Origin of the sequence: Chryseobacillus diguaensis (assembly GCF_049220665.1) — a bacterium.
GTDB lineage: Bacteria > Bacillota > Bacilli > Bacillales > Bacillaceae > Metabacillus_B.
In genome coordinates this window covers 399,831-421,585 of the sequence record NZ_JBMKNV010000004.1, presented here as the reverse complement: position 1 = coordinate 421,585, position 21,755 = coordinate 399,831, and the positions used below count along the sequence as shown (strand labels likewise).

The window sequence follows — 21,755 nt, the reverse complement described above, 5'->3', positions numbered from 1 at the left end:
GCCTAAAAAAAGCCGCGAAATGCGGCTTCCTCAATCAGTTTACTTATCGCTTAGGCGTTTTCCGCCAACTGCATAATGGCTTTTTGGCATTTCTTCAATAAAAACGGTTACGTTGCCTTCAGGAGCACCTGTTGTTTCAGAAACCGCTGCTGTGACTTTTTCGACAAGCGCTCTTTTTTGATCGTCTGTGCGCCCTTCAAGCATCTTTACTGTTACATATGGCAATGTTATCGCTCCCATGTGGTTGATTTACCTGCAAATATAGTATACTGGATTGAGTGAAAAGATGCAGTGTTTAACATCTAGTCATTTCAGTAAGTAAGGCAAGAGCTTAACGATAAAAGGAGAATGTCAGTGGACAATATTCAATTTTTGGCTTATCCCCTCCAGCAAATCCCATTTGTAATCATTACATTAATGATTGCTTTTACCCTGCATGAGTTTGCCCATGCTTATACAGCTTACAAATTTGGCGATCCGACTGCGAAAAATCAAGGAAGGCTGACGCTGTCTCCGCTTGCGCATCTCGATCCATTTGGAACCTTGTTAATTTTGATTGCCGGCTTCGGCTGGGCACGCCCTGTTCCGGTAAACCGCTACTTTTTTAAAAAACCACGTCTCGCAGGGGTGATTGTTTCAGCAGCAGGCCCTTTGAGCAATCTTGCTATCGCATTTGTAGGCACTGCTATTTGGTTTATCCTGCTGTCAACTGGTATGATGAACAATATACCTGTTAATGTGGGAGATGCCCTAAAGCAGTTTTTTAACATTCTTATTTCGCTTAATATTATGCTGTTTCTCTTTAATCTTCTGCCTTTTCCGCCGCTGGATGGCTATAGAATTATTGAGGATCTTGTACCGAATTCTGTACGGGCCAAGATGTCGCAATATGAGCATTACGGTGTCATTTTGTTTCTGATCATCGCCATAACGCCTTTAAATCGCCATACAATCCAGCCATTTTTTGAATTTGGAAGTAATCTCATTTTCGCGGTATTTCAATTTATTTTACAGCCGCTTATTTGGTAGGAGGGTCTTTTCATGGAAGAAAAAAAGAAAAAAAGCATTGGATTTAACATTATTAAAAGTGACCCGACAGACGGGCACGGCGGCTTTGGAGGAGGCGCTCTAAGCCTTGATAATGTCTCCCCGGTTTTTGTGGATATAGATGAAGGCGAAGCATTTATCGATATTGGAGCAATGCATGCCAGAAGCGCAGTTGAAAAAGGGATTAAGTTTCTGCCCAATAAAGACGATGTTCCGCCAGGAAAGCCTTACTGGCTTGTATGGGTAACTATTGACCGCAAAGAAGACGGACCATACTATGCGGGGGTCACTGCTTGTGAAATGACAGTGAACCGGGAGGCAAGAAGAGGCTACAAGTCACTTCCGGAGCATGTAAACCGCATGGATAAATCTATCAAGCGCCACATCATAGTGGATCACATGGATGAGCGCTCAAAAGAGATTTTAACCGGCTTCTTGAAAAAACATAATGAAGGCATGTGGGAGCGTTCTTCAGATGAATTAAAACAGGGTCTTGCTGTAAGCAATAATTAAATACACGAAGGCTGCCTTTAAGGAAGAGGCAGCCTTTTTGTGTAGGGTTAAAGGCGCTTTGTGACCCAGTCGTGGTGATAAATAAAGGGGTCGCTAAATATGGTTAGCCCGCTGATAAAAGAAAGGGAAGCGGCGATAAACGAACGGGACCTGCCGGTAAATGAGGAGACCCCTTACAAAGAACACAAAACCACCGAAAAAAGACCAGCAGCTGCCGGTCTCCTTTCCTAATAAGCCAAAAATTTATCCGAACCCCTGATAATCTATCCAAAACTCCTGATAATCTATCCAAAAACCTTTACAATCTATCCAAAACTCCCGGAAATCTATCCAAAAACCTCGATAATCTATCCAATCGTCCTTACAGCCCATTTCCATCACCAATGAAACAGCTTCCGCCACCAGCTTTTCTTTTTCTCATCCTGCTGTTTTGCCGGTTTTGGCACTTCTGCTTTTCCTGGTGCCGCCGTGCAGTATTCCGTCGGCTGTGTTCCTGTCAGATAGTAAACATAGCGTTTAACCGGACAATCTGCAGAAGAAAGCTTGCCGCTTTTTGGATCAACATAAACACCTGTCACGCCTTGCGGAGGCTGAAACATTTCAGCAGGGACCTTCCGGAGGGCTTCTTCCATAAAAGATGCCCAGATGGCTTTGGCGATCCCTTTTTCATCGGCCGCCTCCATCTTTTGTCCTTTGTCATATCCTGTCCAGACACCTGTGACAAGGCTTGGGGTAAAGCCAATCATCCAGCTGTCGGTTGCTGTAGAACCTGATTTTCCTGCATAGGCATGAGTCAGCTTGTCTGCGATGCTGTTCCCGGTTACGGAAGTATATCCGTTCAGCTTTTTATCAAACATCCCTGTCATTAATTCAGTTGTAACAAAGGCTGCTGCTGAATCCAGCACTTTTTTGCCGGATGGCTTTTCTTCATATAAAACCTGGCCGCGGGAATCTTCAATTTTCGTAATATACACTGGTTTAATTTGCTTGCCGCCATTTGCTAGAGTGCCGTAGGCATTGACCATTTCTGATAACCGGACTGGCGATGTTCCAAGAGCAAGTGATGGAACACGGGAAAGGGGGCTTGTTATCCCTGTTTTTCTTGCTGTTGAAATAAGAGCATCCATTCCGAGAAACAGATGGGTTTTAACTGCATAGATGTTGTCTGATACGGCAATGGCCTCAGCGAGTGTTATAGGTGCGTCTGCATAGTAGTCATTATAGTTTCCCGGTTCATAGGTGGATTTCCCATCATCATATTGAAAGTCCGTAAGCTCGCTTTTCATCATTGTTGAAGGTGTAAATCCGTGTGTGATCGCTGAATAGTAGAGAAGCGGCTTCATTGTAGATCCCGGCTGGCGTTTCGCCTGAGTAGCCCTGTTGAAAGGGCTCTTTTCGTAGTCTCTGCCGCCAACTAAAGCTTTTACTTCACCTGTTTGCGGATCCATTGCCATCATACCCGTCTGCAAGGCGGAGGAAGCCTTAATCATTCCTTTTACCTTTTTTTCAGCTATACGCTGAAGAGCATGATCAAGTGTTGTGAAAATGCGGAGACCGCTAGTTTCAAATTCATCCTTTGTTAAATGCAAAAGGTTCCGTGCTTCCTGAATGGCTGTATCATAAAAATAAGGAGCACTTTTCTGCTCAGATACAGATTCTTGCGGCTTTCTGAAAACAAGTTTTTCTTTACTTGAACGGATAGCCTGTTCTGTTGTGATAAAGCCTTGATCAGCCATAGCATCAAGCACGGTTTTTTGGCGATCCTTCGCTTTTTTAAAATTTACAAATGGCGAATATTGATTGGGACCTTTAGGTATTCCTGCAAGCAGGCTTGCTTCCGCCAAAGTGAGATCCTTCGCTTTTTTTCCAAAATAATAGTTTGCGGCTGCTTCAATTCCGTATGCTCCATGGCCGAAATAAATCGTATTCAAATAGCCTTCTAAAATCTGGTCTTTACTGTAGTTTGCTTCTAGCCGGAACGTATAAAAAGCTTCATCGAGCTTTCGTTTCCAAGTTTTATCGTGCTTTAAAAAAAGATTCCGGGCATATTGCTGGGTAATAGTGCTTGCTCCCTGCACCTTTGACATGGATTTCAAATCGGCAAATGCAGCTCCAGCAATCCTTTTTAAATCAAAGCCATGGTGCTGATAGAAATGCCTGTCTTCAATTGAGAGAGCCGCTTCCTTGGAGAATGGGGATATGGACTGCAATTTAACCCAGTACCGTTTCTGGCCGTGGTGCGTCTCTCCCATTTTTGAGCCATCCTCCGCATATAGAATTGTTGATTGTGGTACGTTTAAAGAAGGAGCACCTTGTATTTTAGCAGTCAAATAGACAGTGAAAATGGCAGTAGATAGAAAGAGAAAAAGAATAAGACTGAGAAAAAATGCTGCTCTCAGCGTTTTAATTGTCAGGCGAATCGCTGGATTTAATAAGTTCACGAAAGGAACACCTCTTTCTTCCAGGCATTCGGATTTTTGCTTCCGTTTTTCTTATCAGTATGCAATTTTTAAGCAGCTTTTAAACCTTGTACTTTGTTGAATTTGCATAAGGAAACTGAGTCTGGAAATTTCTCTTGCATTTTTGACGGATTCCTCTATACTTTTTCTGAGGTTTGGATTACAAATTTCGCGTTTGCTTGCTCCCGATTAGGGAACCATACTACTGGAATGAGGCAGCACGTGCTCTAATAAAAAACTTACAATCTTTTAAATGAAAGGATGGTTCACATGTCTGAACTTTGGTATACAGAAAAACAAACGAAAAATTTTGGAATTACAATGAAAATTAAACAAACTTTACATACGGAGCAAACAGATTTTCAATTGCTTGAAATGGTGGAAACAGAAGAATTCGGAAATATGCTTTTCCTTGATGGAATGGTGATGACCTCTCAAAAGGATGAGTTCGTTTATCACGAAATGGTAGCTCACGTTCCATTGTTTACACATCCAAATCCTGAGAATGTTCTTGTAGTTGGCGGCGGAGATGGCGGTGTCATCCGTGAAGTTCTGAAGCATCCAAGCGTAAAGAAAGCAACGCTTGTTGACATTGATGGAAAAGTAATCGAGTACTCTAAGAAATATTTACCTGAAATTGCAGGGAAACTGGAGGATCCTCGCGTTGATGTTAAAGTGGGAGACGGCTTCATGCATATCGCAGAAAGTGAAAACGAATATGACGTGATTATGGTTGATTCGACAGAACCAGTTGGACCTGCTGTTAATCTTTTCTCTAAAGGGTTTTACGCTGGAATTTCAAGAGCATTAAAAGAAGACGGCATTTTTGTTGCTCAATCTGACAATCCATGGTTTACACCAGACTTGATCCGCAATGTTCAGCGTGACGTAAAAGAAATTTTCCCGATTACGAAGCTTTATGTTGCGAATATCCCGACATATCCAAGCGGTCTTTGGACATTTACTCTTGGCTCTAAAAAGCATGATCCTCTTGAAGTAGCGGAAGACCGTTTTCATGAGATTGATACGAAATACTACACAAAAGAAATTCACAGAGCGGCCTTTGCTCTGCCGAAATTCGTTGCTGATTTGACGAAGTAATAAAGAATCTCAAATGATTTCACATACAGGAGGAAACAAATATGCGTTTTGACGAAGCCTACTCCGGCAACGTTTTTATTAAAAGCCATCCTTCTTTTATGGAAGCAGAAGCTGTACTTTACGGAATGCCGATGGATTGGACAGTCAGCTACCGTCCTGGCTCAAGATTCGGCCCGACAAGAATCAGGGAAGCATCCATCGGTCTTGAAGAATACAGCCCGTATTTGGACCGGGAGCTAGAAGAAGTAAAATACTTTGATGCCGGCGATATTCCGCTTCCGTTCGGCAATGCCCAGCGAAGCCTGGATATGATTGAAAACTATGTCGATAAACTTCTGGCACAGGATAAATTTCCTCTTGGAATGGGCGGAGAACATCTTGTTGCATGGCCTGTCATGAAGGCTGTATATAAAAAATACCCGGATCTTGCGATTATTCATATGGATGCCCATACGGATCTCCGGGAACAGTATGAGGGGGAATCGCTTTCTCACTCAACACCGATCCGGAAAATTGCCAATCTGATTGGACCGCAAAATGTTTATTCGTTCGGTATCCGTTCAGGCATGAAAGAAGAATTTGAGTGGGCGAAAAAAGAGGGCATGCACATTTCGAAATTTGAAGTGCTTGAACCGCTTAAAGAAATCCTTCCTGGTCTTTCTGGCCGTCCTGTATATGTAACCATTGATATTGATGTACTTGATCCCGCACATGCCCCTGGTACAGGCACAGTTGATGCAGGAGGAATTACGTCAAAAGAGCTGCTTGCCTCCATCCATGAAATTGCCCGTTCAAATGTGCGTGTGGTAGGTGCTGACATAGTAGAAGTGGCTCCAATTTATGATCCATCTGAACAAACAGCCAATACAGCAAGCAAGCTGCTTCGCGAAATGATTTTAGGCTGGGTACAAAAAAGATAAGAAACCAAAGACTCCGGACTAATTCCGGAGTCTTTTTCCTGTTATTTACAATCAGCCGACTCTGCTTCCTATTGAACTTTTATGAAAAGATCTTTATACTATTGAAGTTATAGTGGAGTAGTGTGAAAAGGATGTGTCTTATTATGACGGAACGGACACCTGTCAGCATACACATAAAATCCGAGATTCGTGAAGGCCAGGAAGCCGAAAATATTGAGATCCAAACGGTTGGGGAGTTTTATAAAAAAGGTTCAGTTCCCTACCTCACCTATAGTGAAGAGCAGGAATACGGAACGATCCGCACCATTGTGAAGGTGAAAAAAAATGAAGCCGTCGTGATCAGGTCAGGTGCTGTCTCTATGAGGCAAAGGTTTATTGAAAACAAGGAAACGCTGACCAATTATGAAACCCAGTTTGGAAGCATGCAGCTTTCTACTTTTACAAGAGAGTTGAAGTTCACTCGCGGTGAAGGAAAAAGCGGAACATTAAACGTCGAATATGAGCTCAATATTGGAGAAAATCAGACTCATTTACATAAGCTGTTTATAACATTTAAGGAGGTCAAAGGATGAATATTGTCGACAATATGAAAGAACGGTTGAAAGAAGAAGTGAAATCGGCAGTACTGAAAGCAGGACTGGCAGAAGAATCCCAGATTCCGGACGTCATTCTTGAAACACCAAAGGAAAAAGCTCATGGCGATTATTCCGCCAATATGGCTATGCAGCTGGCGCGAGTAGCGAAAAAAGCGCCGCGTTCCATAGCGGAAGAAATCGTGGAGAATTTTGATAAAGGAAAGGCTTCCATTGAGAAAATTGAAATTGCCGGTCCTGGATTTATCAATTTTTACATGAAAAATGACTATCTGACAGACCTCGTCCCTGCAGTTCTTACGGCAGGGGAAAGCTATGGTGAGATAAGCATCGGAAACGGTGAACGAGTACAGGTGGAATATGTTTCGGCAAATCCGACCGGTACGCTTCATCTTGGCCATGCCCGCGGCGCAGCTGTGGGGGATTCCCTCTGCAGCATTTTGTCAAAAGCAGGCTATGACGTTTCCAGAGAATATTATGTCAATGATGCAGGAAATCAGATCAATAACCTGACGATTTCTGTTGAAACGCGCTACCTTCAGGCTCTTGGCAAGGATGTAGAAATGCCGGAGGATGCCTATCACGGCAAAGACATCATTGAGATCGGACAAAAGCTTGCTGAAGACTTTGGAGACCGTTTTGCCAATGAAACAGAAGAAGATCGCCGTGCTTTTTTCCGTGAATACGGATTGAAATTTGAAATGGATAAGCTGAAAAAGGACCTGGAAGAATTCCGCGTTCCTTTTGATGTATGGTACTCTGAAACTTCATTATATGAAAATGGAAAGATTGACCAAGCTCTTCAAGCCCTTCGTGAGAAAGGCCATATTTATGAAGAGGAAGGTGCCACATGGTTCCGTTCAACAGAGTTCGGTGATGACAAAGACCGTGTATTGATCAAAAACGATGGCTCTTACACATACTTGACGCCAGATATTGCTTATCATAAGGATAAGCTTGACCGGGGCTTCACGAAGCTGATTAATGTTTGGGGTGCCGATCATCATGGCTACATTCCGCGAATGAAAGCAGCGATACAAGCACTTGGATATGAAAAAGACACACTTGAAGTTGAAATTATTCAGCTTGTTCATCTTTATAAAAACGGCGAAAAAATGAAAATGAGCAAACGGACAGGTAAAGCGGTAACCCTTCGCGAATTGATGGAAGAAGTTGGCCAGGATGCTGTACGGTACTTCTTTGCAATGAGAAGTGCTGATACTCATATGGACTTTGATATGGACCTTGCTGTATCCCAGTCTAATGAAAACCCGGTTTTCTACGCCCAATATGCCCACGCCCGTATTTGCAGCATGCTGCGCCAAGGGGAAGAAAAAGCAATTGCTTACGAAAATAATATTTCTTTCAGCCACGAATTATCTGAAAAAGAAATTGAGCTGTTAAAAGTTGTTGGTGAATTCCCTCAGGCTGTTGCAGAAGCAGCAAGTAAGCGAATTCCGCACCGGATCACCAACTATATTTATGATCTTTCTTCCACATTGCACAGCTTCTACAATGCGGAAAAAGTCCTTGATCCGGAAAATGCAGAAAAAAGCCGTGCGCGCCTTGCCCTAATGAAGGCAACTCAAATAACATTGAAAAATGCGCTGCAATTGATCGGTGTATCGGCACCGGAGAAAATGTAATAAGGAAAGCTGAAAGGGACTCGCTCGGGTAAGTGCATGGCACATGCCTGAGAGTCTCTTTTTTTCTTAATCCGTGGCGTTTCGAGCTATTTCATTTAATATCAAACTGAGACTACCATTTTACAGCTCCGCCCGTGATCCTCTTTACACCCCTAATGGAGGAAATTTCCTCGATGAGCTTTAGCATAGCAAGATCCTTTTGCTTTGCCTCTATCATAAAATCCACATCTGTATCGAGCTTCTTTAATTCCAGGAAGAGCGGCATCAGAAATTCTAGGTCGACAAAGTCCGCATGACTCCTGATTTCTTTCTCTGATTTGGGAGAAGAAAGATGAATTTTAGGGGGCAGACCTGTATGATTCCAGGTTTCGAAAACTCTCGGCAAAATTTCAGACAATTTGGCATAATCATCTTTATTGGCTATATGGTGATGATAATCAAACATCATTGGGATATTGGCTCTTTCACAAATAGATAGTACTTCTTCTGTCGTATACGTTTTATCATCATTTTCGAGCGTCATTCTTTTCATTACCTGTTCCGGCATTTTCCTGCTGTTAACGAAAAATCGATCAGCTGACGACGCTTTGTCCCCGTATGCGCCGCCTACATGAATGTTGATCCGCGCTTCTTCGTGCAATCCCATTGCCTCAAGCATATCGTGATGGTACTGCATATCCATAACGGAGTTTTCCGTAATTTGCTTTTTTTCACTAGTAAACAGAGTAAATTGATTGGGATGAAAGCTTGTGCGGATGCCATGCTTTTTTATAAGGGTTCCTATCTCCTGAAAAAATTCTTTGAAGGGCGTAACAAAATCCCATTTTACTTCAGGATGTGTTGCCAAAGGGACAAGGGATGAAGAAAAGCGGTACACTTGGATCTCATGAGCTATGTTATAGTGCATGATTCTAAGCGTATGGAGCAGATTTTGCCGCGTTACTGAGTGCAGTGCTTCTTTACGCATGTCCTCAGGCAGCTCGCTGTAGCGTTTATAGGTTAATGCTTTGGCAGGAGAACAATCCCAAAGAGCCAGAGAGTTCGCAACGTAGCCGAACCGATTGTACACGAGATTCCCTCCTAATATAAAAAGACAGTTTTCGCAAAGATTGTTGTTATTCATGGCCTATATTTGTTCGGATTTTATTTAGAGAGAAAAGAGCCTTAAAGAAAACGTGAAACCATTGTTGCGACCATTTCTATTCCCCGCTTTAAAACAGGTCTTTTTTGGTAACTCTTATAGGTTAACTGCTCGGACCGGTCAATATCCTGATGGATGTTTTCTTTCACCTTGCTGATAAAAGAAGAATCATATATAAAACAATTGATTTCATCATTTAAGTAAAAACTTCTTTTGTCGAAATTCCCTGTACCAAGTTCGCACACTTTATCATCAACTACAACAACCTTTGCATGGTAAAATCCTTGGTAAAACCGGTAAATTTGACAGCCGTGCAAAAGCAGTTTCCCGAAATAGGGAAAAGCGGCTTCTCTTACAAGGGGATGATCTGCTTTCATCGGAACAATAATCTTAACAGTAATTCCTCTCTTTAATGCAGAAAGAAATTCTGCCATCAATTTATGATCGGGAATAAAATAGGGGGTACAGACGACAATTTCTTTCTCGGCATCCTTTACTAAACCAATAAATAATTTATCAAGCTCCTTGCCGTTCGTGCAGACAAACTGATGCTCAATCTTATGCTCTTTGAAAACCTCCTGCTGAACGTATGGCTTAAGCTTCTCTCCGGTTGAAAGCTGCCAATCCTGATTAAACTGATCCAGCATATCTTCAACACTTTTACCCTCTACCTTTAAATGATAATCCCGCCAATACCCGAACTTTGGATCATTGCCGATGTATTCCTTCCCAATGTTAAATCCTCCAATATATCCGATTTTGCCATCTATAACCGTAATCTTGCGGTGATTTCTTGTCTGCAGCGTAAAAAAAATAAAAGGAAGTCTGGGTTTGTGGGCAAAAGCTACCTCAACGCCTGCACTTTTGAGTTTTTGGATATCATTTTTCTTCACCTTCATGGAGCCGATCCAGTCCATCAGCAGGCGGACCTTTACACCTTGAGAGGCTTTTTCTTCTATAATGCTCAGGAATTCATGGCTGATGGCATCATTTTTTATAATATAAAATTGAATTTTCAAAGAGTATTGTGCTCCACGAAGATCGCTGAAATAGCGTTTATATAAGTCCCGCCCATCTGTGAAAAGGGTGAGCTTGCCCTTGTACCTTGGATAGCATTTAAGACCTGGGCGATGCACGTGTTTTTTATACCCAAGGGCAAAATCCACTGAAAGCCAAATAAGGATGATTAACAAAACAAGTCCAAGAATAACAATTGCGTTCAAAATGATTTCCCCCTCACGGTTCATAATCTGATTCTTATTTTCTGCAAAGAAAAGATATTTTATGAAAGCAGAATAGGAAAACAATTGACTGAATGCTCATTCATTATTAAAATAAGAGTAGAAGGAATTTTGGGAATATTAATTTGTTTAAGAATTTTACGAGACAAAGGGAGAAAAATCTACAACTGTTGAACAGGGGGATAAAGTATGGGTGCATTGCTATGGATTAACTTCCTTGCATTTTTATTTGTAACCGCTTACGGCATTTATTTGTTTGTTTATTTAATCAGAACAAGAATGGCTTATATCAGACTGGGGAAAAAGGAAGAATTTGATGGCCGCTGGAAGGAGCGCCTTAACAGGATATGGGTCAATGTTTTTGGCCAGAAAAAACTCCTCAAAGATAAAAAGAGCGGTGCTATACATGTCATGTTCTTCTATGGCTTCATTCTCGTGCAATTCGGCGCTCTGGATTTCATCACAAAAGGGCTTGCGCCTGGAAACCATTTGCCGCTTGGACCGCTGTATCCTGGCTTCACATTTTTTCAGGAAATCGTAACCTTTATTATTCTTGCTGCAGTCGTTTGGGCCTTTCACCGCAGGTATATTGAAAAGCTTGTACGCTTAAAACGCAGCTTTAAGGCAGGCCTCGTCCTGATCTTTATCGGCGGACTCATGCTTTCCGTTTTGCTTGGAAATGCCATGGACCTCGTTTGGCATCAGGAGGAATTAAGCTGGACAGAACCGATTGCCTCAGGACTTGCTTTTTTGCTTGGAGGAATTGGAACAGCTGCTGCCGTAGCCATATTCTATGTGGCATGGTGGGTGCATTTGCTCATTCTTTTAACATTCCTTGTTTATGTGCCGCAATCCAAGCATGCCCATTTGATTGCCGGACCGGCCAATACCTTTTTCAGCCGCCTGTCCAAACCGGGCAAGCTTGAAAAAATTGATTTTGAAGACGAATCCCAGGAATCGTTTGGGGTAGGAAAAATAGAGGATTTCAAACAGTCTCAGATGCTTGATTTTTATGCCTGTGTAGAATGTGGACGCTGTACGAATATGTGTCCGGCTACTGGCACAGGAAAAATGCTTTCGCCAATGGATTTAATCCTAAAACTTCGTGATCACCTGACGAATCACGGAGCAGCCGTTACATCGAAATCTCCTTGGGTTCCGGCACCGGCATTTTCGAATACTTTAGGAAATCAGCTGGCCATGGCTTCTAAAGGAAGCGGATCTCAGGAAGCAGCAGCGGGTTCAGCCTATAACCCTTCTTTAATTGGGGAAGTCATCACAGAAGAAGAAATTTGGGCTTGTACAACGTGCCGTAACTGTGAGGATCAATGTCCTGTAATGAATGAGCATGTGGACAAGATTATCGACCTCAGGCGCTACCTTGTTCTAACTGAAGGGAAAATGAATCCGGATGCCCAGCGTGCCATGACCAACATTGAACGGCAGGGAAATCCATGGGGCTTGAATAGAAAGGAAAGAGAAAACTGGCGTGAGGCAAGAGAAGATGTAGAGATTCCAACGGTTAAGGAGCTTCAGAAGCAGGAAAAAGAATTTGAGTTCCTTTTCTGGGTAGGTTCAATGGGATCTTTTGACAACCGCAGCCAAAAGATTGCTCTAGCCTTTGCAAATCTTTTGAATGAGGCGGGCGTCACCTTCGCCATTCTAGGCAACAAAGAGAAAAACTCGGGAGACACGCCTCGCCGTCTTGGAAATGAGTTTTTATTCCAGGAGCTTGCAACGAAAAACATCGAAGAATTTGAGAAAAACGGCGTGAACAAAATCGTTACGATCGATCCTCATGCCTACAATATTTTTAAAAATGAGTACCCTGATTTCGGATTGCAGGCTGAGGTTTACCATCATACAGAATTATTGGCCAAATTAATAAAAGAAGGGCGATTAAAACCTTCTTATGAAGTCAATGAGACAATTACGTTCCATGATTCCTGCTACCTTGGCCGCTACAACGATGTTTATGACGCACCGCGCGACATTTTAAAATCAATCCCGGGTGTAAAGCTTGTTGAGATGGCAAGAAGAAGAGAAACCGGAATGTGCTGCGGAGCCGGCGGCGGGTTAATGTGGATGGAAGAAGACGCAGGCTCAAGAATTAACGTGTCGAGAACAGAACAGGCCCTTGCTGTGAATCCTACTGTTATCAGTTCTGGCTGCCCATACTGCCTCACAATGCTGAGTGACGGTACAAAGGCGAAGGAAGTTGAAGAATCAGTAAGCACATATGACGTTGCCGAACTGCTTGAAAAAGCAGTATTCGGAGAACCAATGAAGACGCAAGCATCTTAATAAGGAACCGATCAAGTGCCCAGCTTGATCTTCCTTTTTTGCTTAATTAAGTTAAGTATTCTAATTAAAATGGTTTGTCCAGCTTCAGAGCCTAGCCCGAACTGAGGCCGCTTCAGAAAATCCTTCATGATTTTCCTCCAGCGGTTGTCGGGACTGAACAAGGCGCTTGCGCATTTTAATCGAGCGAGCGTTCAGTCAGATAAAATGCAACCGTTTACCATGGCGGGAAAACCGCTTTTAATATAACTCTATTAACCTATTAGGAGGAATTCAGAATGGGAAGAACAGTCATTATCAGCGGAGCAAGAACACCTTTTGGAAAGCTTGGAGGAAGCCTTCAATCCCTTACAGCATCAGAACTTGGAGGGAAAGCAGTGAAGGAAGCTTTGAACAGGGCAGGGGTTAAGCCTGAGGAAGTGGATGAAGTGATCCTCGGAAATGTTCTTCAAGGCGGCCAGGGCCAGATTCCCTCACGGCAGGCAGCAAGACATGCAGGAATTCCTTGGGAGGTTAAAACAGAGACCATTAACAAAGTCTGTGCATCAGGCTTAAGAAGTGTGACGCTTGCTGACCAGATTATCCGTTCAGGTGACGAGGAAGTGATCGTTGTAGGAGGCATGGAATCCATGTCAAATGCCCCTTACATTCTTCCAAAAGCAAGATGGGGATATCGCATGGGCAACGGTGAAGTGAAGGATTTAATGATTCATGACGGTTTGACGTGCAGCTTTGAAGGGGTGCATATGGGTACCTATGGCAATAAGACAGCAAAGGATCTTGGCATCAGCCGTGAAACTCAGGACGAATGGGCGTTAAGGAGCCATCAAAGAGCAATCGCAGCAATAGAAAGCGGAGTATTTTCTGAGGAGATTGTGTCAGTCGAAATTCCGCAGCGCAAAGGTGATCCAATTCTTGTGAGTCAGGATGAAGCACCGCGAAAGGATACATCGATCGAAAGGCTTTCTTCATTAAGACCTGTTTTTCAGCATGACGGCACGATCACTGCAGGGAATGCTCCAGGGGTAAATGACGGTGCAGCTGCCTTTGTATTAATGAGTGAAGAGAGAGCTGAAAAGGAAGGCAAAAAGCCGCTGGCAGCTATTTTAGGCCATGCTGAAATTGCAATGGAAGCAGAAGACTTCCCTAAAACACCGGGTCTTGTAATCAAAAAACTTCTTGAGAAAACGGGGAAGAAGCTCGAAGACATTCACTTACTTGAAATAAACGAAGCTTTTGCTGCAGTAGCTCTTGCAAGTGTTGAACTAGCTGAACTGGACGCAGAAAAGGTGAACGTAAACGGGGGAGCCGTTGCTCTAGGTCATCCAATTGGAGCAAGCGGTGCAAGAATCCTGCTGACATTGATCCACGAACTGAAAAGAAGAGGCGGCGGGCTTGGAATCGCAGCTATTTGCTCAGGCGGCGGACAGGGCGATGCTATTTTAGTTGAAGTGAAGGGATAATCATTTCTGTTTTCGACAAAATTGTTCCTCTTCGCATGTGTATAGAACACGGTTGAAGATAAGCTTCGTGGCATCTTTTCTTATAATTTGCAACTGTATTCTTGCTCTATATTCACTTAAATGGATGAAAAAACAACAAAGTTTAAGAAAAGAGCCTACTAAAACAAGGGGGAAGCAGGATGGGAATCAAAAAAGTGATGGTAATCGGCGCAGGCCAGATGGGATCAGGCATTGCGCAAGTATGTGCAATGGCGGGCTACAGCGTGACTTTAAATGATTTGAATGAGGAATTTTTAAACAAAGGGCTCGGCGCAATCGGCAAAAATCTTCAGCGGCAAGTTGAAAAGGAACGCATTTCTGCTGCTGAAAAAGAAGAGATTCTGGCTAACATCATACCCAATGTCGAACTCTCGGCTGCAGAAAACGCAGATCTTGTCATCGAGGCTGCTGTCGAAAACATGGAGATTAAAAAATCCATTTTCACAAAGCTTGATGAAATAGCACCAGAGCATGCCATTCTGGCTACGAATACATCCTCTCTGCCTATTACTGAAATTGCAGCAGTGACAAAGCGTCCTGGAAAAGTGATCGGAATGCATTTTATGAATCCTGTTCCTGTCATGAAGCTTGTCGAAATCATTAAAGGTCTTGCGACAGAAGATGAAGTGTATAAAGAAATCGAAGAAATGACGCTTGCACTGAAAAAGGTGCCTGTTGAAGTGGAGGACTTCCCTGGATTTGTATCAAACAGAATTTTGATGCCAATGATCAATGAAGCCATTTATACACTTTATGAAGGGGTTGCAAGTGCTGAAGCCATAGATGAAGTGATGAAACTCGGGATGAATCATCCGATGGGCCCGCTGACACTGGCAGATTTTATCGGACTTGATACATGCCTCTCCATAATGGAAATTCTTCATGAAGGATTCGGAGATGACAAATACAGACCTTGCCCTCTTCTCCGGAAATATGTGAAAGCCGGCTGGCTTGGCAAAAAGACCGGAAGAGGATTTTATTCATACGAATAAGTTCATCAAGGGGGGGGGAAGAAGATGAATTTACGTTTCACAGAAGAGCAGAACATGATGCGCAAAATGGTTCGCGATTTTGCCCAAACAGAGATAGCCCCATATGTAGAGAGAATGGAAAAGGGTGAGTTTCCCCGGGAAATAGTCAAAAAAATGGGCAGTCTCGGTCTGATGGGAATCCCAGTTCCGGAAGAATACGGGGGAGCCGGGATGGATTTTCTTTCCTATATTATAGCTATCCATGAGCTTTCGAAGGTATCAGCAACCGTAGGGGTAATTCTTTCTGTTCACACCTCTGTCGGTACGAACCCGATTTTATACTTCGGCACAGATGAGCAAAAACAAAGGTTTATTCCAAAGCTTGCATCAGGCGAATATCTTGGCGCGTTCTGTTTGACGGAGCCTGGAGCAGGATCTGATGCAGGAAATTTGAAAACAAAGGCTTATCGTGACGGCGATCACTACATTTTAAACGGTTCAAAGATTTTCATAACAAACGGCGGTGAGGCGGATACGTATATCGTTTTTGCTTCAACCGATACAAAAGCAGGGCGCAAGGGGATATCCTGCCTTATTGTCGAAAAAGGAACTCCTGGATTTCATATTGGAAAAGACGAACATAAAATGGGGCTGCTCGGTTCAAGAACAGTCCAGCTGTCCTTTGAGGATGCGAAGATACCTGCAGCCAATCTTCTTGGGGAGGAAGGCACCGGCTTTCGGATTGCGATGGCGAATCTTGATGCAGGCCGCATAGGAATTGCTGCACAATCTCTCGGAATTGCAGAAGGAGCATTGGAAGCCGCTGTGGCTTATGCAAAAGGAAGGGTCCAGTTTGGAAAACCGATTGCCTCTCAGCAAGGTGTCGGGTTCAAGCTGGCAGATATGGCTTCTAATGTTGAGGCAGCAAGACTTCTAACCTACCAGGCTGCTTTTTTAAGAGGAAACGGGTTTTCCTGCGGAAAAGAAGCCTCTATGGCAAAACTGTTTTCTTCGAGAACAGCCATGGAAACGGCCACTGAAGCCATTCAGGTTTTTGGAGGCTATGGCTATACAAAAGATTATCCTGCCGAACGTTTTTTCCGTGACGCAAAAATATGCGAAATTTACGAAGGCACAAGCGAGATACAGCGAATCGTGATCAGCAAGCATCTGGTCGGATAAAAGAAGAGGGGGATGGAAAAATGAATTTTAAATTGTCTGAAGAACACGAAATGATCCGAAAAATGGTGAGGGATTTTGCGAAAAAAGAAGTCGAGCCGACAGCAGCGGAGCGTGATGAAGAGGAGCGCTTTGATCGAAACTTATTTGACCGCATGGCCGAGCTTGGACTGACAGGAATTCCATGGCCGGAAGAGTACGGCGGCATCGGCAGTGATTACCTCGCTTATGTCATCGCAGTTGAGGAGCTTTCAAGAGTTTGTGCATCAACAGGAGTTACATTGTCAGCACATACATCTCTTGCAGGCTGGCCTGTTTTTAAATTTGGTACAGAAGTGCAGAAGCAGCAGTATCTTCGTCCGATGGCAGAAGGGCAGAAAATTGGTGCTTACGGCCTGACTGAGCCTGGCTCGGGATCAGATGCCGGCGGAATGAGAACGAATGCCCGCCTTGATGGGGATCATTACGTTTTAAATGGCTCTAAGATCTTTATTACAAATGGCGGAATAGCAGATATTTATATTGTTTTTGCTGTAACAGATCCTGCTCAAAAGCATAAAGGAACAAGTGCGTTTATCGTGGAAAGCGGCTTCCCAGGATTTTCCGTCGGGAAAAAAGAAAGCAAAATGGGAATCAGGTCCTCTCCGACAACGGAAATCATTTTTGAAGATTGCCGGGTGCCGAAGGAAAATCTTCTTGGAGAAGAAGGCGATGGTTTTAAAATTGCGATGATGACACTTGATGGCGGGCGAAACGGTATTGCCGCACAGGCTGTCGGAATTGCACAGGGGGCACTGGATGCAGCTGTGGGTTATGCAAAAGGCAGGGAGCAATTTGGAAAGCCGATTGCAGCGCAGCAGGGAATCGGATTTAAGCTTGCCGATATGGCTACAAGTGTGGAAGCATCCCGTCTATTAACCTATCAGGCTGCATGGCTTGAATCGGAAGGCCTTCCATACGGAAAAGAATCGGCGATGTCAAAGCTGTTTGCCGGTGATACAGCGATGCGCGTCACAACAGAAGCTGTGCAGGTATTTGGCGGCTACGGCTATACGAAGGACTATCCGGTTGAACGATACATGCGCGATGCAAAAATTACGCAAATTTATGAAGGCACACAGGAAATCCAGCGTCTTGTTATTTCACGCATGCTGACAAAATAAAAAGCCCAACACATCCGAGGGAAAGGAGAGAGCAGATGATGAAAAGGGAAGTGCAGGCCTCTGTAAAAGATGAGCGGCTTGTAAAAAAACGCAGGGACCAGATGATCAAGGGTGCTGTCAGTCTTTTTAAAGAAAAAGGCTTTCACCGCACAACGACAAGGGAGATCGCCAAGTCTGCCGGCTTCAGCATCGGAACGCTTTATGAGTACATCCGCCAGAAGGAAGATGTTCTCTACCTCGTGTGCGACACCATATATGATGAGGTTCGGGAGAGGCTTGAACAGAATATAGACATGAAACAGGGAACCATTGAAAGCCTGGAGCTTGCCATTGCCAACTATTTCAGGGTGATTGATGAAATGCAGGACGAAGTTCTCGTGATGTACCAGGAAGCAAAGTCGCTTTCAAAGGATGCTTTGCCGTACGTCTTGCAGAAGGAAATCGAAATGGTTGCCATGTTTGAAACGGTGATCGAAGGCTGCATTCAAAACGGGGTCTGCCTGCTTTCTGAAACAGAAAAAAGGCTCCTCGCCCACAATATATTTGTTCAGGGGCAAATGTGGGGCTTCAGAAGATGGGCGCTTCAAAAGCTATATACATTGGAAGAGTTTATTGAATGCCAGACGAGCCTGATTTTAAAAGGGATCAAGTAAGGGAGAAATTTACTTAGCAAAGGGGGAAATGGAACATGCATATTTACAGGCCTAAGAATGCCGTGCGCTTTGTGACGGCTTCCAGTTTATTTGACGGGCATGATGCATCTATCAATATTATGCGAAGAATTCTTCAGGGGAGCGGCGCTGAGGTCATTCACCTTGGCCACAACCGCTCTGTTGAAGAAGTGGTCAATGCCGCTGTTCAGGAGGATGCACAAGGGATTGCGATCTCCTCTTACCAGGGCGGTCATGTGGAATATTTTAAATACATGTATGATCTTTTGAAGGAAAAAGGCGCGTCTCACATCCGCATCTATGGCGGCGGGGGCGGCGTCATCATTCCTAGGGAAATAAAAGAGCTTCACGATTACGGCATTGCATGGATCTTTTCTCCTGAGGACGGCCGGAAATACGGCTTGCAGGGCATGATCAATAAAATGCTGGAGGAATGTGATTATCCGACAGCAACGGAAATCAAAAATGAAGCGGAAGAGCTGAAAACAGGCAGCATAAATGCCATTGCGAAACTCATTACTCTTGCTGAGCAAAGAGCCCAGCAGCAAATGGAAACGGCTGCAGCTGCTGAACAGATCATTGATGAAATACAAAAGATCGGCTCATGTGCACCGGTGATCGGGATAACGGGAACTGGAGGAGCAGGAAAAAGCTCGTTAACCGATGAACTGATCCGCCGTTTTCTTCATGAACTTCCTGAACTGAAACTCGCGATTTTGTCAGTAGATCCGACGAAACAAAAAACGGGCGGAGCCTTATTAGGCGACAGAATCCGCATGAACGCCATTTTTAATCCGCGCGTTTATATGAGGAGTCTTGCAACAAGACAATCCAGATCTGAATTATCCCTTGCGATTCAAGATGCTATTTCCATTGTAAAGGCAGCGGGATATGACCTTGTTGTCGTTGAGACAAGCGGAATCGGGCAGGGTGACGCCGGGATCACGGAAATCTGCGATTTGTCTATGTATGTCATGACAAGTGAATTCGGAGCTCCGACACAGCTTGAGAAGATCGATATGATTGACTATGCAGATTTGATCGTTATTAATAAATTTGAACGAAAAGGCTCTGAAGATGCAAAACGGCAGGTGCAAAAACAGTTCCAGCGCAGCCGCATGCTTTTTGAGAAAGAGCTTGATGAAATGCCAGTTTATGGGACGATCGCAAGCCAGTTCAATGATCCGGGCACAAACACCCTTTTTAATGCCCTTTTAGAAACCATTCGAACGAAGACAGGGAAGGACTGGCAGTCGGAGCTTGAGACGGTCACCGATGTGAAAAAACAAAATGTGATCATTCCGACTGACAGAAGATATTATCTGCGGGAGCTGAGCGAAACAGTCCGCCAGTATCATAAAAAAGCAGAAATGCAGGCAGCGTCTGCGAGAAAGCTTTTCCAGGCTGAAGGAGTCCTTGAGGCACTGAAGGAGGACAATGAGGAGAGTGTCATTGAAGCCGTTGAAAAGCTTAGAAACAAGGCAGAGGAAGAGCTGACGCCTGAGTCGCGCGGCATACTGAGAAATTGGGAAGAACAAAAGGAAATGTATCGTTCAGATCAGTTTGTCACAAAGGTCAGAGACCGTGAACTTGTCACAAAGCTTAAAAGCAAGACTCTTTCAGGTCTTGATATCCCTAAAGTAGCACTGCCGAATTTCAAAGATTACGGCGAGATTCTCCGCTGGGTTTATAAAGAAAATGTCCCTGGAAACTTTCCATATACAGCTGGTGTTTTCCCTTTTAAAAGGGAAGGAGAAGATCCGAAACGCCAATTTGCGGGAGAAGGTACGCCTGAAAGAACGAACAGGCGCTTTCATTACCTGTCTAAGGATGATGAAGCCAAACGCCTTAGTACGGCATTTGATTCTGTCACCCTTTATGGAGAAGATCCAGCTTACAGACCTGATATTTATGGGAAGATCGGAGAAAGCGGCGTAAGCATCTGTACACTTGATGATATGAAAAAGCTATACAGCGGCTTTGATCTTTGTGCTCCGTCCACCTCTGTATCAATGACAATCAATGGGCCTGCGCCGATTATTCTCGCAATGTTCCTGAACACAGCAATTTCACAGCAAATTCAAAAGAAAACAGAAGAGCTTGGCCGCGAGCTGACAGAAGAAGAATTGACAAATGTCAAATATGGCACCCTGCAGTCCGTACGCGGAACGGTTCAGGCAGATATTCTGAAAGAGGATCAGGGACAGAACACTTGCATCTTCTCTACTGAATTTGCACTGAAGCTTATGGGAGACATACAGGAATATTTTATTAATAATAAGGTTCGAAACTATTATTCTGTTTCGATATCAGGCTATCATATTGCAGAAGCGGGAGCCAACCCGATTTCACAGCTTGCTTTTACGCTCGCAAACGGCTTCACTTACGTGGAATATTACTTAAGCAGAGGCATGAAAATCGATGAATTCGCTCCTAACCTTTCCTTCTTCTTCTCAAACGGACTTGATGCGGAATATACGGTGATTGGCCGTGTTGCAAGAAGAATCTGGGCAACGGTGATGAGGGATAAGTATGGGGCAAATGAACGAAGCCAGAAGCTGAAATATCATGTCCAGACTTCAGGACGATCCCTGCATGCTCAGGAAATCGATTTTAATGATATCAGGACGACCCTGCAGGCGCTTATGGCGCTTCAGGACAATTGTAACTCTCTTCATACAAATGCTTATGATGAAGCCATCACAACACCTACAGAGGAGTCTGTGCGGAGAGCAATGGCCATTCAGATGATTATTACAAAAGAACTTGGTTTGGCAAAAAATGAGAATTCGCTTCAAGGATCCTTCATCGTTGAAGAACTGACTGATCTTGTGGAAGAAGCCGTGCTTCAGGAATTCGACCGCATCAATGAGCGCGGAGGAGTTCTCGGTGCAATGGAAACGCAGTATCAGCGCGGAAAAATCCAGGATGAAAGCATGTTCTATGAAATGAAAAAGCACTCGGGAGAGCTACCGATCATTGGTGTGAATACGTACTTGAATCCGAATCCGCCATCAGAGGAAGAGCTGGACAGCATGGAAATTGCCCGTGCTTCAAAGGAAGAAAAAGAAACACAGATTCGCAATTTGAGAGAATTCCAGAAGCGGAATGAAAATGAGGTGACGAGTGCACTTCACCGCCTGAAACAGACTGCCAGACAAAACGGCAATCTTTTTGAGGAATTAATGGAAACGGTCAGATTTGCAAGCCTTGGCCAAATTACAGGTGCCCTGTATGAGGTCGGCGGGCAGTACCGCCGAAATATGTAATAGTGAAAAACCGGTCCATTTTTGAATGGGCCGGTTTT

General features: G+C 43.9%; 18 protein-coding genes. 14 read left to right on the top strand and 4 right to left on the bottom strand.

The annotated features are described in order from the left end of the window. Positions 1–39: 39 nt before the first annotated feature. Positions 40–225, bottom strand: a complete 186-nt coding sequence (thmT, locus tag ACOT8F_RS09340; protein ID WP_421651449.1) for a 2-hydroxymuconate tautomerase — start codon at positions 223–225, stop codon at positions 40–42. 123 nt (positions 226–348) lie between these two features. Here thmT and ACOT8F_RS09335 point away from each other — a divergent pair, with 123 nt between their 5' ends. The 3 genes from ACOT8F_RS09335 (at position 349) to ACOT8F_RS09325 (ending at position 1,791) form a co-directional block, all read left to right on the top strand. Further along, a complete protein-coding gene (locus tag ACOT8F_RS09335; RefSeq protein ID WP_421651448.1) occupies positions 349–1,029 on the top strand; it encodes a site-2 protease family protein in 681 nt (226 codons plus the stop codon). Positions 1,030–1,041: 12 nt separating this feature from the next. After that, the gene (locus ACOT8F_RS09330) at positions 1,042–1,560 is read left to right on the top strand and encodes a YwhD family protein (RefSeq protein ID WP_421651446.1); all 519 of its coding nucleotides are present in this window, start codon (positions 1,042–1,044) and stop codon (positions 1,558–1,560) included. 99 nt (positions 1,561–1,659) lie between these two features. Further along, a complete protein-coding gene (locus ACOT8F_RS09325) occupies positions 1,660–1,791 on the top strand; it encodes a hypothetical protein (RefSeq protein ID WP_421651445.1) in 132 nt (43 codons plus the stop codon). A 146-nt stretch (positions 1,792–1,937) separates the two neighbouring features. Here the strand turns inward: ACOT8F_RS09325 and ACOT8F_RS09320 are convergent, their stop codons facing one another. Further along, a complete protein-coding gene (locus tag ACOT8F_RS09320) occupies positions 1,938–4,001 on the bottom strand; it encodes a transglycosylase domain-containing protein (protein ID WP_421651443.1) in 2,064 nt (687 codons plus the stop codon). Positions 4,002–4,289: 288 nt separating this feature from the next. Here ACOT8F_RS09320 and speE point away from each other — a divergent pair, with 288 nt between their 5' ends. The 4 genes from speE (at position 4,290) to argS (ending at position 8,279) form a co-directional block, all read left to right on the top strand. Next, on the top strand, positions 4,290–5,120 hold the full coding sequence (speE, locus tag ACOT8F_RS09315; RefSeq protein WP_421651442.1) for a spermidine synthase: 831 nt from the start codon (positions 4,290–4,292) through the stop codon (positions 5,118–5,120). Positions 5,121–5,161: 41 nt separating this feature from the next. Continuing rightward, entirely contained in the window at positions 5,162–6,040 is an 879-nt protein-coding gene (gene speB / locus ACOT8F_RS09310) for an agmatinase (protein WP_421651441.1), read from the top strand. A 143-nt stretch (positions 6,041–6,183) separates the two neighbouring features. Next, positions 6,184–6,612, top strand: coding sequence for a YwiB family protein (locus ACOT8F_RS09305; RefSeq protein WP_421651440.1), 429 nt, complete (start codon positions 6,184–6,186; stop codon positions 6,610–6,612). Further along, complete coding sequence (gene argS, locus ACOT8F_RS09300) at positions 6,609–8,279, top strand: arginine--tRNA ligase (RefSeq protein WP_421651439.1); 1,671 nt, start codon at positions 6,609–6,611, stop codon at positions 8,277–8,279. Before ACOT8F_RS09305 ends, argS begins: the two co-directional genes overlap by 4 nt. A gap of 112 nt (positions 8,280–8,391) precedes the next feature. On the opposite strand, the gene uvsE is transcribed toward argS, so the two are convergent. Beyond that, positions 8,392–9,348, bottom strand: coding sequence for a UV DNA damage repair endonuclease UvsE (gene uvsE / locus ACOT8F_RS09295; protein WP_421651438.1), 957 nt, complete (start codon positions 9,346–9,348; stop codon positions 8,392–8,394). Between the two features lie 95 nt (positions 9,349–9,443). After that, on the bottom strand, positions 9,444–10,643 hold the full coding sequence (cls, locus tag ACOT8F_RS09290; protein WP_421651436.1) for a cardiolipin synthase: 1,200 nt from the start codon (positions 10,641–10,643) through the stop codon (positions 9,444–9,446). Positions 10,644–10,850: 207 nt separating this feature from the next. Here cls and ACOT8F_RS09285 point away from each other — a divergent pair, with 207 nt between their 5' ends. The 7 genes from ACOT8F_RS09285 to icmF all read left to right on the top strand — a co-directional run bounded on the left by ACOT8F_RS09285 (position 10,851) and on the right by icmF (position 21,717). Beyond that, positions 10,851–12,965, top strand: a complete 2,115-nt coding sequence (locus ACOT8F_RS09285; protein WP_421651434.1) for a heterodisulfide reductase-related iron-sulfur binding cluster — start codon at positions 10,851–10,853, stop codon at positions 12,963–12,965. Positions 12,966–13,240: 275 nt separating this feature from the next. Next, complete coding sequence (locus ACOT8F_RS09280; protein WP_421651433.1) at positions 13,241–14,425, top strand: acetyl-CoA C-acetyltransferase; 1,185 nt, start codon at positions 13,241–13,243, stop codon at positions 14,423–14,425. A gap of 179 nt (positions 14,426–14,604) precedes the next feature. After that, positions 14,605–15,456: a 3-hydroxybutyryl-CoA dehydrogenase gene (locus ACOT8F_RS09275; RefSeq protein WP_421651431.1), complete on the top strand. Its 852-nt coding sequence runs from the start codon at positions 14,605–14,607 to the stop codon at positions 15,454–15,456. Between the two features lie 24 nt (positions 15,457–15,480). Beyond that, entirely contained in the window at positions 15,481–16,617 is a 1,137-nt protein-coding gene (locus ACOT8F_RS09270) for an acyl-CoA dehydrogenase (RefSeq protein WP_421651429.1), read from the top strand. Between the two features lie 20 nt (positions 16,618–16,637). Further along, positions 16,638–17,777: an acyl-CoA dehydrogenase gene (locus ACOT8F_RS09265; protein WP_421651427.1), complete on the top strand. Its 1,140-nt coding sequence runs from the start codon at positions 16,638–16,640 to the stop codon at positions 17,775–17,777. Positions 17,778–17,812: 35 nt separating this feature from the next. Then, positions 17,813–18,430: a TetR/AcrR family transcriptional regulator gene (locus ACOT8F_RS09260; protein WP_421651426.1), complete on the top strand. Its 618-nt coding sequence runs from the start codon at positions 17,813–17,815 to the stop codon at positions 18,428–18,430. A gap of 35 nt (positions 18,431–18,465) precedes the next feature. Then, positions 18,466–21,717, top strand: a complete 3,252-nt coding sequence (icmF, locus tag ACOT8F_RS09255; protein WP_421651424.1) for a fused isobutyryl-CoA mutase/GTPase IcmF — start codon at positions 18,466–18,468, stop codon at positions 21,715–21,717. Positions 21,718–21,755 lie beyond the last annotated feature (38 nt).